Annotated in this window: 14 protein-coding genes and 1 pseudogene; 5 read left to right on the top strand and 10 right to left on the bottom strand. The window is 69.0% G+C overall.

The annotated features are described in order from the left end of the window. Nucleotides 1-175: 175 nt before the first annotated feature. Complete coding sequence (locus NQU54_RS03215) at nt 176-925, top strand: TetR/AcrR family transcriptional regulator (protein WP_257629653.1); 750 nt, start codon at nt 176-178, stop codon at nt 923-925. A 137-nt stretch (nt 926-1,062) separates the two neighbouring features. Here the strand turns inward: NQU54_RS03215 and NQU54_RS03210 are convergent, their stop codons facing one another. After that, a complete protein-coding gene (locus tag NQU54_RS03210; RefSeq protein ID WP_257629652.1) occupies nt 1,063-1,512 on the bottom strand; it encodes a hypothetical protein in 450 nt (149 codons plus the stop codon). Nucleotides 1,513-1,616: 104 nt separating this feature from the next. Between NQU54_RS03210 and NQU54_RS03205 the strand changes: the two genes are divergently transcribed. After that, the gene (locus NQU54_RS03205; protein WP_257629651.1) at nt 1,617-2,276 is read left to right on the top strand and encodes a CGNR zinc finger domain-containing protein; all 660 of its coding nucleotides are present in this window, start codon (nt 1,617-1,619) and stop codon (nt 2,274-2,276) included. Nucleotides 2,277-2,377: 101 nt separating this feature from the next. Here NQU54_RS03205 and NQU54_RS03200 read toward each other — a convergent pair whose 3' ends face one another. The 5 genes and pseudogenes from NQU54_RS03200 to NQU54_RS03180 form a co-directional block, all read right to left on the bottom strand. Further along, complete coding sequence (locus tag NQU54_RS03200; RefSeq protein WP_257629650.1) at nt 2,378-3,241, bottom strand: aldo/keto reductase; 864 nt, start codon at nt 3,239-3,241, stop codon at nt 2,378-2,380. Nucleotides 3,242-3,427: 186 nt separating this feature from the next. Beyond that, the gene (locus NQU54_RS03195) at nt 3,428-3,844 is read right to left on the bottom strand and encodes a LuxR C-terminal-related transcriptional regulator (RefSeq protein WP_257629649.1); all 417 of its coding nucleotides are present in this window, start codon (nt 3,842-3,844) and stop codon (nt 3,428-3,430) included. 128 nt (nt 3,845-3,972) lie between these two features. Continuing rightward, nucleotides 3,973-4,212 (bottom strand): twin-arginine translocase TatA/TatE family subunit, encoded by a 240-nt coding sequence (locus NQU54_RS03190; RefSeq protein ID WP_069862846.1) that lies wholly within the window; start codon nt 4,210-4,212, stop codon nt 3,973-3,975. A gap of 135 nt (nt 4,213-4,347) precedes the next feature. Continuing rightward, nucleotides 4,348-4,677 (bottom strand): ArsR/SmtB family transcription factor, encoded by a 330-nt coding sequence (locus NQU54_RS03185; protein ID WP_257629843.1) that lies wholly within the window; start codon nt 4,675-4,677, stop codon nt 4,348-4,350. A gap of 114 nt (nt 4,678-4,791) precedes the next feature. Beyond that, nucleotides 4,792-5,244, bottom strand: a pseudogene (locus NQU54_RS03180) (tellurite resistance TerB family protein); the annotation flags it as partial. Between the two features lie 567 nt (nt 5,245-5,811). On the opposite strand from NQU54_RS03180, the gene NQU54_RS03170 reads away from it, so the two are divergent. From NQU54_RS03170 to NQU54_RS03160, 3 genes are all read left to right on the top strand, one after another. Continuing rightward, nucleotides 5,812-6,318: an ATP/GTP-binding protein gene (locus tag NQU54_RS03170; protein ID WP_308408465.1), complete on the top strand. Its 507-nt coding sequence runs from the start codon at nt 5,812-5,814 to the stop codon at nt 6,316-6,318. Nucleotides 6,319-6,477: 159 nt separating this feature from the next. Continuing rightward, nucleotides 6,478-7,404, top strand: a complete 927-nt coding sequence (locus NQU54_RS03165) for an ion transporter (RefSeq protein ID WP_257629646.1) — start codon at nt 6,478-6,480, stop codon at nt 7,402-7,404. Continuing rightward, a complete protein-coding gene (locus tag NQU54_RS03160; RefSeq protein ID WP_257629645.1) occupies nt 7,358-7,726 on the top strand; it encodes a VOC family protein in 369 nt (122 codons plus the stop codon). The genes NQU54_RS03165 and NQU54_RS03160 overlap by 47 nt, the downstream gene beginning before the upstream one ends. Before the next feature lie 18 nt (nt 7,727-7,744). On the opposite strand, the gene NQU54_RS03155 is transcribed toward NQU54_RS03160, so the two are convergent. The 4 genes from NQU54_RS03155 to NQU54_RS03140 all read right to left on the bottom strand — a co-directional run bounded on the left by NQU54_RS03155 (nt 7,745) and on the right by NQU54_RS03140 (nt 12,829). Next, nucleotides 7,745-8,365, bottom strand: coding sequence for a nucleotidyltransferase domain-containing protein (locus tag NQU54_RS03155; protein WP_257629644.1), 621 nt, complete (start codon nt 8,363-8,365; stop codon nt 7,745-7,747). A 421-nt stretch (nt 8,366-8,786) separates the two neighbouring features. After that, on the bottom strand, nt 8,787-10,214 hold the full coding sequence (locus NQU54_RS03150; protein WP_257629643.1) for a purine-cytosine permease family protein: 1,428 nt from the start codon (nt 10,212-10,214) through the stop codon (nt 8,787-8,789). A 45-nt stretch (nt 10,215-10,259) separates the two neighbouring features. Beyond that, a complete protein-coding gene (locus NQU54_RS03145) occupies nt 10,260-11,663 on the bottom strand; it encodes a C69 family dipeptidase (RefSeq protein ID WP_257629642.1) in 1,404 nt (467 codons plus the stop codon). Then, nucleotides 11,660-12,829, bottom strand: a complete 1,170-nt coding sequence (locus tag NQU54_RS03140) for a glycerate kinase (protein WP_257629641.1) — start codon at nt 12,827-12,829, stop codon at nt 11,660-11,662. Before NQU54_RS03140 ends, NQU54_RS03145 begins: the two co-directional genes overlap by 4 nt. Nucleotides 12,830-12,936 lie beyond the last annotated feature (107 nt).

The following is a 12,936-nucleotide window of genomic DNA, read 5'->3' as shown; positions in this document are numbered from 1 at the left end:
GGACCTGTGCCGCGTTACGGCTCTCGGGGCCGCGCGTCGAGGTCATGGCACGCCTCCAGGAGTGGACGGGGTTCTGTGGGGACGTGTATGCCGAGGTGAATCACATCGATGCTCACCGGCTTGATGCATCGACGCTAACACATCGATGCTCACTGTCAACTGTTATCGTTGATGCATGACAGAGGCTGAAGTGATCGCCCAGCCGCGTGAGCGGATCCTGCGAGCGGCCGCCGAGTTGCTCACCCAAGGAGGCAGAGAGGCGGTGTCCACGCGCGCTGTGAGCGCCGCCGCCGGGGTGCAGGCGCAGACGATCTACCGCCACTTCGGTGATATGCGAGGGCTCCTCGACGCCGTCGCGAGGCGCGGCTACGCCGACTACCTCGCGGCCAAGCAGGCTCACATCGGTGCGGGCGACCCGGTGGAACAGGTGCGGGACGGCTGGGATCTCCACATCGCCTTCGCCCTCGCGAACCCCGCCGTCTATCGCCTTCTGTACGCCGACCCCCGGCCCGATGCGGAGTCCCCTCTGGCCGGGGAGGCGCACAAGGTACTGCTGGGGCTGGTGGAGGGCATCGCGAAGGCCGGCCGGCTGCGTACGAGCGTCGAGTCCGCGGCGGCGATGGTCCACTCATCCGGTGTCGGTGTGGCGCTCACCCTCATCGCCGCACAGGCCGCGGGGCAGCTGTCCCACTACGAGGGCTTGGCCGACAGCGTCCGCGACGCCGTGCTCGGCTCCGTCCTGGTGCGGCCGCAGAAGAGTCAGGAGGCCGACGACCTGGCGAACAAGGCGGCTGTCCACGCCATCGCGCTCAAAGCCCTGCTCGGCGACGGCGTGCGGCACCTCACCCCCGGTGAACGCGCTCTGCTGGGCGAATTGCTGGATCGGATCGCCGACGATGGCGCCGCGGCTGAGGCGACGGACTGACCATCCCCCCGGTTGGGCCGTGGAGCGGAGGGTGCGAGAGCGGCGACCGGTGCGGGGGTTGTCCGTCCGGCGGTGCGGTGTCGTGCACGGGGCCGGATCCGACACCAGAACCTAGTAACCGGGCGCGCCGCCGGTGGTCATGAGGACGTGTCCGGGCCGAGCAGGTCCCGGGTCAGCTCCGGGCTGATGAAGTACTTGGCGTAGGGCGTGTTCGCGAAGTGGTCGGCCATCAGCCTCGACCACGGCAGGACCGACCGCAGCGGCCGGTGGTTGATGACGACGTGCTGGGCCCGGCCCGCGTCGTTGTAGCGCACCACCGCGATGCTGCCGATCGGCTCGCCGTGTACCCGCGAGGTGTAGTCCTCGACGAAGCCGTGCTCGCCGTATTCGCCGACGTAGTTGAACTCCTGGTAGTCGTACAGGGTGCGGGCGTAGCCGAGTATCGCGCGCACGGCCTCCGCACCCTCGACGATCCCGTTCAGGACCGAGGCTTCCATGGTGGCGTCCTCCGCCAGATCGTCCAGCCATGCCGGACGGTAGTCCCGCCTGTGCAGATCCGCGTTCCCGCTGCCGAGGTATGGGCTCATGGTCCGTCCTTCAGGGTCCGCTCCAGGGTTGTGACAGAAGTGTAAGCCGTTTGCCTATGTCGATCCAGGGCTCGGTCGGGCTGCCCGCGAGGTAGTGTCCAGGCATGGAGGAACTCGCGACAGACCGGCTGCGCCTACCTGCCGGCCGTGCGCCGGGCGGGCTGTGCCTCGTCCAGGAGCTGGTCAACACCTCGACCCGGCTGGAGGCGGAGTCGGACCGGGTGGCGGATCTGCTCACCAACGGGCAGGACGCGAACCGCTGGCTGGCCGCGGCCCTGGGGCAATGGGCGGACGCCGCCGGGCAGCGGGCTCCCGCACTCCAGCTCACCGAGGCGGATCTCGGGCCCCTGCGCCGGCTGCGCGAAGCGATGCGCGATCTCGTCGGAGCGCGGAGCGGTCCCCGCCCGTCGCAGCTCAGCGGTACGAGCGTCGCCCTTCGCATCGACGCGGAAGGTCACGTCGTCTACGGCACCACGGCCGGCGGCTGGCGCGCCGTCGCCGCCCTCGTCACCGCCGAGATCCTGCTCGCCCAGCACGCCGGAACCTGGCAGCGCTTCAAGACCTGCCCGTACCCCGTGTGCGGGATCGCCTTCTACGACGAGTCGCGCAACAACAGCCGTGTCTGGCACGACGTCCGCACCTGCGGCAATCGCACCAACCTCGCCGCCGCGCGGGGCCGCCGCCGTATGTCCGAAGCCGGGGATGCGGTGGACCGGTCCCAGCCGGCCGCGGACCGGTCCCGGTCGGCCACCTCACCGGCCTGAACGAGCGGCCTTGTGGTGCGGTGGCCGGCCGGTCCGGTCCGCTTCCCCTGACCGGCCGCCGCGCGCGGGGCGCCCGGGACGGCGTCCCTCGGTCGCGGGCGTCAGCGCTGGGGCGGGGTCACGCCGTAGGACCAGTTGTGGCCCAGTTCGCTCTCGCGCTCTCCGCTGACGGGGAGGGCGTCGAGGCGGGCGATCTCCTCCTCGGTGAGGGCCACCTCCGCCGCGCCGCTGTTCTCCTCCAGGCGCGAGAGGTGCAGTGTGCCGGGGATCGGCACGACATCGTCGGCCTTGGCCAGCAGCCAGGCGAGGGCGACCTGTCCGGCCGCGGCGTCATGTGCCCGGGCGATCTCCCGCACCGTGTCGACGGCGGCCAGGTTGGCGTCGAAGGCTTCCTGGGAGAAGCGGGGCATGTTCCGGCGATAGTCGTCGGCCGGCAGATCGTCCAGCGAAGTGATCGTGCCGGTGAGCATGCCCCGGCCGAGCGGGCTGTACGGAACGACCCCGATCCCCGGTTCGCGGCAGAGCGGGAAGACCTCCCGCTCGATGTCGCGGGACCACAGCGACCACTCGGTCTGCACCGCGCTGATGGGGTGGACGGCGTGGGCACGGCGGATGGTGTCGGGGGCCGCCTCGCTGAGGCCGAGGTGGCGCACCTTGCCCTCCTTGACCAGTTCGGCCATGGCGCCGACCGTCTCCTCGATGGGTACGTCGGGATCGACCCGGTGCTGGTAGTACAGGTCGACGTGGTCGGTGCCCAGCCTGGTGAGGGAGCGCTCGATGCGCTCGCGGATGTACTCCGGACGTCCATTGATGACCGGCGGGCCGTCGGCGGTCAGCGGGCGCACGACGCCGAACTTGGTGGCGACGACCACCTTGTCGCGGCGTCCGGTGAGGGCCTTGCCGATGGCGTCTTCGCTGTCGCCGTAGATGTTGGCGGCCTGCTCAACCGCCTGCTGCTCGGTCACACCGCGCTCAACAGCCCCGACACCGAGCGCCTGATCCCCTATCTGCACGCCGCCCTCGACGCCGTGGCGAAGGCGCCGGAGGAGGAGCCCGGCGGGGCCGACGGGGCGTGACGGCGACAGTCGGACGGGCGGCCCGCTCGCCGGTTCCAGGGGGTTGCCCAGGGTGAGGGATTCCGCTCGGCAGGCTCAGGGGTAGAGACCGGCCCGGAAGGTGAACGAGACGAGCTGCGCTCGATCACGTGCGCCGACCTTCGTCATGGCCCGCACCGCATGCGTCTTCACGGTGAACGGCGATACGGACATCTGGGCCGCGATCTCGTCGTTGCCGAGACCGCTCGCAACGAGAACGACCACGTCCCGTTCCCTGGGGGTCAGAGCGTCGAAGCGCCGCAGCAGTTCCTGGTCGATCACCGGGGGCGGACTGTCGGTCATGTGGCCGATGAGCGCGGCCGTCGCGGCGGCCGACAGCGCACCGCCACCGCCGACGACCTCATTGATTCCGGCGACCAGTTCAGCGGGGCTCACGGTCTTGCTCAGGAAACCGTTGGCGCCCGCGCGAAGGGCGGCGAGAACGATGTCGTCCTGGTCGAAAGTGGTCAGCACGATCACCCGCATCTTTTCGGGTGGGTGCCAAAGCCTCTCCGCGTGAAGACCGGGTTCCCCGCGCCGGTGGCGGCTCCTCGTGGGAGCTGCCACCGGTCCGTGTCCGCCGAGAGGCGACGGGTGGGGCGTCAGCCCTGATTGCCTTCCGCTCCCGGAGCCTTGTGCGTGACATCGCCCGGAGCGGCCTTGATGACGCGCGGAGCGCTCGTGCCGTCCGCCGGGGGGCTGTCGGCCTTCATGGCCTTGGCCTCGCTCTTGAAGATGCGGGCCGCCTTGCCCGCGGAGCGGGTGAGGTCGGGGAGCTTCTTGGCGCCGATCAGGACGATGACGACGATGAGGAGGAGGGCAAGCTCGCTGAGGCCCAACATCGGTGAGTGTCTCCTCCAGTAGATTGTGGGCGCGGAGAGGGCGCCTCGAATGACGAGAGCAATCTACATAAGTGTAGAAGCGCGGGCCAGGGGGCCATGGGCCGTCGGCCGAGGAAGGCGTGAACTCGGCGGGTTCTAGCCGTGGGTTGGGCGGGTGTCCTGCGGTTCGGGGGAGGCGAGGAGGTAGGAATGGAGCTGCCCGAGCAGTTCGGTGATGCCCTCCCTGTCGGCGTGGTAGCGGACCAGCTTGCCGGTGCGCGTCGACTGGAGCAACCCGCCGCGTCGGAGAACCGCGAGGTGCTCGGAGGTGGTTGACAGGCCCAGCCCGGCCCGCTCGGCGACCTCTCCCACCGTCAGCCGCTCCCCGTCGGTGAAGTGCGAGAAGAGCCTCTGACGAGTCCCGCTTGCCAGCGCCTTGAGGAAGACCTGAAGATCGTCGCCGGGTATGGCCGCCTCGGGCTGCACGCCTTGTTCCGCTTGTTCCGCGCCCGAGTCCGCTCGCGGGGACGCCCGGTCGTCGGTCACCCGTGGGACTTCGTCCAGAGCCCGGTGGTGGCGTGGGGCGCGGAGATCCCGGTGGAGGTCGAACTCGCCCGGAGGGATCTCCAGGGCCGAGCAGGCTTCGCGGACGACGGTCCGCTCGCTCTCGTCGAAATGGCCGTCGGCACAGCCGATGACGATGCCGATCTGGATCACGGCCCGGGCCTCGGCGGGTTTCCTCCTGGCCTTGCCGATCTCCCGCAGGGCGCCGGCCTTGCCGATGGTGAAGTCCGCGGTCAGGGTGTCGAGGTGCTCCTCGAAGCGGCGGTGCAGATCGTCCGGGGGGAAGTTCTGGAGTACGTCGTTGGTGGTGATGAGCCGTGTGACGCGTTGGCGCTCGGATGGGTCGATCATCCCGTCCGCCGCCGCCACCAGGGCGCACATCGCCATGCTGGCGTCCCGGAACGCTCCGCTTCGCAACTCGTGTTTTTTCGCTGTGAGCTGGGCCTGCATTGTCTGGACCGAGTCCTTGAGGCGGTCCCACAGCGCCATCTGCATCTCCTTGTCGCCACTACCCATCACACGTCGTGAGAACGAAATCTACATGTTTGTAGATGGGTGTCGCGAATGACGCCCTGCCGTCATGTCCTTGAGCGGAAGGCCGCGCTGTCGCGATCCGGCCGGACGGCCCGGTGAAGGCTGATGGCTTCAATTGATCGGTTGCCATCTCCTCGCATTTCTACAGTGTTGTAGATTCGATCTGTCCGACACTCGACGAACGCGCGATCCGCCAAGGTTACGTGTCGGAACCGGAGGGGATCGCCGAGGAGCACGGCGTCAACGAGTAAATCCCTCCGGCCGTTGATGTGATGGTGGCGGTGTTGGCCGCTGACCGCGGGATCAGAGGAAGCCGTGAGCACGATCGACGAGGCGGGCGCGGCGGACACGTTCTTACGACCACACCACGGGCGATGCCGATGCCGATGCCGATGCCGATGCCTTCGGCCGAAGGGCCTGGTCGACCTGCGTGGGCACACCGACCCTCCCGCGGTCCTGGTCTACCCGGCCGACGCCGTGGTGGTCGTCTCCGGCCTGCCCGGAAGCGGGAAGAGCACCTTGATGGAGCGCTGGTCGAGGGCCGCGCCCGCCATCGATCCGAGGGCGGTCCACCTCGCGTGTGAGGCGCTCATGCCCGATTGGCTGCCGTACGGGGTGTACCGGCCCTGGGCTCGGCTCAGACACTTCCAATGGCTGCGGCGGCAGATGCGCCGTATGTCCCCGCTGCTGGTGCACGACTGTGGCAGCCGCCCCTGGCTGCGCTGGTGGCTGGCCCGGGCCGCCGGACGGCAACGGCGTGAGGTGCATGTGGTGCTCCTGGACGTGGGGGCGGACGAGGCGCTGGCGGGGCAAAGGGCGCGGGGCCGGTGCGCCCGGCCACGTGTTTTCGCCCGGCATCAGCGGGGCCTCGACCGCCTGTTGGCCGCGGTGCCCGCGCCCGACGCGGCATGTCCGGGCACCGCGGTGCGGCCGGTCCCCACACCCCTGGCGGAGGCGGCTTCGATCGTGCTGCTCGACCGGGTGTCGCGGCAGCATGTGGCAGCGGCGAGGTTCGACCGGTGGTCATAGGCGTGGCACTCGTGCAAGCGGGTTCGAGCCGGGTTTCTGCTCGATGCTGTGCTGCGCATGGCGGCAACGGTGCCTCGCGGCAGTGAACGGGGCCGTCGCCCACCTCGGCGGATTAAGATCAACATCGAGCAGTGGCAGCACAGAGTTGAGGACAGTGAGATGGCGGACCGGACCGTCGCACCCAAGGTGCACGCCCTCGTGGAGGGCTCCCGCCGTGTCGTCGACTCGGACTGGTTCGGCATGGCGGTCTTCGGCGTCATCATGGCCAACGCCGCCGTTCTCGGAGTCGAGACGTACAGCGGTGCGGTGGACCGCTGGCACACCGAGCTGAAGATGCTGGAACACGCTTTCCTGGCGGTCTTCACCGCCGAAATCCTGTTACGGGCCGCGGCTCACGCCGACCGGCCCCGGGACTTCCTCCGCGACCCCTGGAACCTTTTCGACATCGCCGTAGTGGCACTCGCGTTCCTCCCCATCGCGCGCGAGAACGCGACCGTGCTGCGGCTGCTGAGGCTGGCCCGGGTGCTGCGTGCCGCGCGGTTCCTGCCACAGGTGCGGATCGTGATCTCGGCGATCGGCAAGAGCCTTCCGGGGATGCTGAGCTTCGTCCTGGTGGGCACGCTGCTGCTCTACGTCTACGCCATGGTCGGCTGGGTGTTCTTCGCCGACGACGACCCCGAGCACTACGGCTCGATCGGCCGGGCCGTTCTCACCCTCTTCCTCCTCATCACCCTGGACGGACTCGGCGACGCGGTGCGCGCGGGGCTGGAGATCTCCCGCTGGACCATCGTCTACTTCGGTTCGTTCGTGCTCTTCGGCTCGTTCGTGCTGGTCAATCTGCTCATCGGAGTCGTCATCAACTCCCTTGAGGAAGCACGCCAGATGGAGACCGCCACGGATCATCGTCCTTCGTCCCTGGAGCCCACGGGCCCCGGCGAGGAGATACTGCGCGACCGCATCGAGACTGCCCGCCGGGCCCTCCAAGAGCTCGAGACCGCTCTCGATGCGCAGACAGTCCACCGTTCGGCCCGGAGGCGCTATGCACCCGCACATGAAGTTGACCGCGATCACGCTGGACTGCCCTGACCCCCTCGTTCTGGCGGCGTTCTACCAGCAGGCCACCGGCCTGGAGCCGCACCCGGAATCAGATGCCGACTTCGCCGGTCTCAGCCGTGACGGTGGAATCGTCATCGGCTTTCAACGGGTCGACGACTACCGGCCTCCGCGGTGGCCCGAGCGGACCGTGCCCCAGCAGTTCCACCTCGACTTCGCGGTCGAAGACCTGGACGCGGCCGAGACCCGCCTGCTGGAGCTGGGCGCGGGCAAGCCGGAGCACCAGCCGGGCGGGGACGGATGGCGGGTCCTCACGGATCCGGCCGGGCATCCCTTCTGCCTGGTCAGAAGCTGATCGCTGCCGCTCAGTCCGCTAGTCGGCGGATGCTCGCAATCGCATGGTCCAGGGGTGCGATCCATACGTCTTGGTGACCGCGTCCATGAGCCACCGCCGCTGCCGATCCGTGAGCGACGGCAGCACCGCGTCGAAGTCCTCCTCATCCTTGGCGCGGGGTGACTCGGCCTTGTAGTAGAGCTGTATTTCCGGGACGAGAAAGGGAATACCGTCAGCGGAAATCATCCCGAGCGTGCTGAGCGGCCTGCGCACTCGGGAATCGCGCCGTGACACCCACGCCTGACCGCGGGACTCATCGAGCATGACCTGGATGCGCCAGGGGTCATCGGGGCCCGGTCGGCACCAGATGTCGTGAACTCCGGCAGGCAGGACCTCTTCCGGCGCCCACGGACGCAAGCTCCCCGGCGGATCAGCACACCACCACTGCCAGCCTGCCAGAACCTGCTGGACCATGAGCTGGTCGCGGCGCAGCAGGAGGACGTCAACGTCACCATGGCTTCGGATCCGACGGCCCACCGCGAGTTCGATCGCCAGCCCGCCGGCCACCCACCAAGGTGCTTCCACACCGGAGAACCTCGCGGCGACTTCGGTCACGGAGGAGGGATCCCACCTGCCGAAGGGAGCTCGGGCGTGTGTCATGCCGCTTATTCTCCCCGCCCGAGCATTACCGGTCGGACGCGCTGTGGTTCACAGGGAAGTCAGGACGAAACGGGGGACGCTGCCGCTGCTGGTGGAGCCGCGGCGAGGGTGAGCCCTGCCACCGTGCCGACAGCGCTCATCAAGGCCGCCATACGCTTGCGTCTTTGCATCGAAGCCCCCAAAGCTGTTGAACCGAGCATGACGTCGCCATGAATATCGGATCTCGTGGGCTTCCTCCGCGACTTTTGCCTGTTTGGTGCATTCTCTGCACATGTGGACGCATGGCGTCCCAAACCCTCATATCGATGCCTACGATCCGGCGCGGATGTTCCTCAACCGCCGCATACGCGAGCGAGCCCCGGACCGGTGGTCCGGGGCTCGCGGTTGGCGCACCCATCTCCTACAGGTCGAGCTCCGGGTGTCAGTTCCCCGAAGTCGCTGTGGACGGAACGCGGTCGGTGGTGGCGTGGGCCGGTGTGTAGAAGCGTCCATTCGTCACCTTGGTGAGGATGACGTGGATGATGGGCCCGAGGAACATCGAGATGAAGGACGCGTACGCCACCGGGTAGACCTCGAGGATGCCGAGGGCGCCGACGAACACCGCGAGGCCGAGGGAGAGCAGGCCGCAGGGGTTCCACTCCCGCACTTCGTGCTCGTGGAATTCGATGTCCTCGGCTCGGCCCAGCTTGAGCCAGCGTCGGCAGATGAAGTAGTCGGCGAGGATGATGAGCACCCAGGTGTTGGTGAGGACACCGGTGACGGCCAGGAATGTGCCGAGGTGGTTGATGACGTTCGTGGCGTAGAAGATGACGCCGAACAGCCACACTCCGAACATCCACCAGGGGCGTCCGGGACGGAACCCCGCGACGACGTCGAAGCCGCTGGACAAGGTGATGGAACCGCCGTACAGGTTCATGACGTTGATGCGGATCTGGGTGATGACGACGAAGACGACGCCGAGCAGCCCCATGAGGTGGACGAAGACGAATCCGGGGTCCTGTGCCTTCTCCTCGCCGAAGGAGCCGACGAGGGACGCGCCCAGCATGGCGCCGAGGAAGATGATGACGAACATGGGGATGAGCTCGAGCAGCATGATGGTCGCCGTGCCGCGGTAGCGGATCTTGGTGCTGGCGAAGCGCCCGTAGTCGGTGGCCATCAGACCCTGGAAGATCATCTGCCCGTTGGCGAAGCTCATCGCGGTCCACAGGGCGGCTCCGCCGCCGGTCGCGGTGGAGTTCCACTGGCTGAGGCCGGCGACATCGTGGTGGGAGCCGAGGGAGATCAGCGCCCAGGCAAGCAGCCCCACGAAGATCGGGAAGCCCCACTTCTGGAGCGTCGACATGGCGTACATGCCGCGCCAGACGAAGCCGATCGTGACCAGACCGATGAGGGCGAAGATCCCGATACCGGCGAGGGAGTCGATGGGGATGTGGAAGTAGTAGGCGATCGCGTGGGAGACGATCGTTCCCTCGAAGAGGAAGTAGTAGACGAAGTTGACCGCGTAGATGAACGAGGTCAGCGCGGCTCCGCGGCTTCCGAAGCCGAGCCCGCGGGATATCAGGCTCTGGGAGAGGCCCTCGCGGCTGGCCATCCGCATGGTCAGGGAGCCGATGAGGATGGCGCCGATGAAGAAGTAGCCGATGGGCAGCAGCATCGTCGGCCAGCCCACGAGGAAGGTCTGCTGGGCGCCGAAGGAGAAGAAGAACATGGCGGTGGCGTTGCCCAGCAGCACGAGGCTGATGGCGGGGATCGGCCAGCGCTTGTTGTCGGGCACGCGCTCGACGGCGAAGCTCTCGATCTGATCGTCGATGGAGGCTTCGGGGCCGCGGAAGGACTCTCTGATGGACATGGGTGGTTCTCCAAGTGGTGCGGGCGGTGTTTCCACGGAACCTGGTCAGACGGTCGGTGCGGCCCAGCGGCTGTCGAGGGCGATGGCGGGATCGGCGCCGAACTCATGGGCGAGCCCGGTGGCTGTGGCGCGGGCTTCATCCAGACACGTACGGACGAACGCGGTCCGGGCGCCCGGGCCGTCGGCGGGGGAGGGGAGCGTCCGTTCCCACCGTGCTTCGAGGTCGTCGAAGGAGGTGCGCAGACGTGCGGCACGGGCGGTGAAGTTCCGTGCCCGGGGATCCTTCGCGGCGTCGAGCAGGTGTTGCCACTGCCACCAGACCGCGAGCGGGTCGTGCGCGGGCCGGCGGTGGTCGCGGGGATCCCAGGAGGACTCGGGGGCGGGCCGGGTGAGCCCGTCGGGCAGGCTCTCGATGTCCAGCGGGACGGGAAGGTAGACACCCGTGCAGGGGGTGACGGGGCACCACCAGAGGATGAGCGGACCGGGGTCGTCGTGCAGTTCGACGATCAGTGAGGCCGCGGTGTTGCCCCAGGTGAAGCCGGACGGGTGCTCATGCATGCAGAGCGTGTGGAAGTCCGGGCGCGCGGCGTCGAAGGACGGGCCGCCGAGGAAGGTGTCCTCCAGATGGTCGCGCAGGACGCGCTTCATGGTGTGCAGGCCGATGCCCGCGGCCGCCTCGTCGGTGAGGAGCTGATGGGAGCGGCGGCGTCGGATGTGTGACACCTGGAGCGGCGTGCCCGGGTCGGTGAAGGCGTCCGCCACGTCCAGCGGCCGCCCGGAGGGCCAGCCCGTCCGTGTCGCCGCGTCACACAGGCCGGAACTGGTGAGATCGGCGTCCGCACGGATGGACAGCTCGTTACTGAGCGACGCGACACCGCTGGTGATGCGGCGGGCCGCCCAGTCGCGTCCGATCGTCTCCAGCACCCAGGCTTCCCGCGGATCGGCGATGACGAAGGCGTTGTCGTAGGAGCCTTCGGCGTGGGGCGTGCCGACCATGGCCGAACCCCACTGGCCGTGGCGCTCCAGCAGATCCGTGATCACGTCCAGCGCCTCACGCGCGGTGCTGCCGCGTTCCAGCCCGAGGCGGACGAGTTCCATGCCGAGGATGCCCGGCTGCTGCGAGTCGCCTGTCTTCTCCCTCGCCACGGCGTCCGCCCAGACACGGCTGAAGACGGCCTCGTTGCCGATGGCGACGCGGTGCTCGTTCACGCCCATCTCGTATCCCCAGCACCAGAACGGGCTGGAACCGATGTGTGCGTAGGCGGGCGCGTCCTCGATGGTGAGGTAGGCGAGGCGCAGGGGACCGCCCGCGGGCCGGGCCGGGCGCCGGCGCAGCGGCTGGGCCTCACCGGCGGGGCGGTCGCTGTTCTTGCCGAAGAGAACCGCTCGGCCGCGGGTGGAGTCGGGGAGCGCGACGATGGTGTCGCAGCTCCAGGGGCGAGTCGTCACGTGCGGGCTCCGTTCCGGTGGGCGGTCCTTGCACCCAGGTGGGTTTGGACGAGGGCGCGAGTGGCCTGCCCCACGAGGCGGCAGGTCAGCTCGGGGTCGTTGGCGCAGGCGGGATCGATGCGGTCGAGCGCGACGGTGTCCACGAACAGCGCCCGGTCCTCCGCCGTGGCGGGCAGGCGGTCGCTTCCCACGATCGCGACGGTCTTCACCCCGAACGTCCGGGCGAGCCGGGCGATGCTCACGGGAGCCTTGCCCCGCAGACTCTGCACATCGAGGCGGCCCTCGCCGGTGATGACGAGGTCCGCTCCGCGGATCTCCTCCGCCGCCCCCAGCAGATCGAGGAACACATCCGAGCCGGAACGCAGCTGTCCGCCGAGCAGGAGACCGGCCCATGCGAGGCCGCCCGCGGCCCCGGAGCCCGGCCGCCGGGCCGCCCCCCGGCTGGTGAAGGCGTTCTCCAGAATGCCCGCCGCATGCGCCAGTCCGGCGGAGAGCCGGCGGATCATGTCGTCATCCGCGCCCTTCTGGCGCGCGAACATCTCGGCCGAGCCGTCGGACCCCACCATGGGCGTGTCGACATCACACGCCAGCACCAGCCGGGCGTTCCGCAGGCCGGGATGGAGACCCGCGGTACGGACGGTCGCGAGCTCGATCAGCGCGGCACCGCCCGGGGCCAGCCGGTTGTCCTGTGCGTCACACAGCTCGGCGCCGAGCGCGCACAGCAGACCGGTGCCACCGTCGGTGGCGGCACTGCCACCGAGCGCGAGGGTGATCTCCTCGACCCCGTCGTCCAGGAGGGCGGCGACGATCCGGCCGACGCCGTACGTCGTGGCCGTGGCCGCCTCGGAGGGGCTGGGGCGCCGTGCGCCGAGGCCGCAGACGGACGCCACCTCGACGATTGCCCGGCCGCCGAGCCTGGCGACGGGCGCCTCCACGGGCGCGCCCCAGGCGTCGGACGCCGGCACGGTGACGGTGCTCCAGCCCGCGGACACCGCGGCGGCCACGCTGCCGTCGCCGCCGTCGGCGACGGGCAGCCGCGACACGGCCGCGGCGGGGGTCTGCTCCGCGATCGCTGCCGCCATGACATCGACGAGACGCTGCGCCGACACGGTTCCTTTGAACTTATCCGGGGCGAGGACGACGCGCCGGACGGCGTCTACCTGCATAGAGACGCTCCTCCCGAAAATTGTTCGTCAAGTTATCTCACCCGTTTGTCGGATTGTCTAGCACCCAGCGGATACTCTGTGCACCCCCGGACTTCACCCACGACGCG

This window comes from Streptomyces malaysiensis subsp. samsunensis (genome assembly GCF_024519315.1).
In the GTDB taxonomy this organism is placed as follows: domain Bacteria; phylum Actinomycetota; class Actinomycetes; order Streptomycetales; family Streptomycetaceae; genus Streptomyces; species Streptomyces malaysiensis.
Note: the sequence above shows the minus strand (reverse complement) of the source record. Positions and strands in the feature narration are given on the sequence as shown.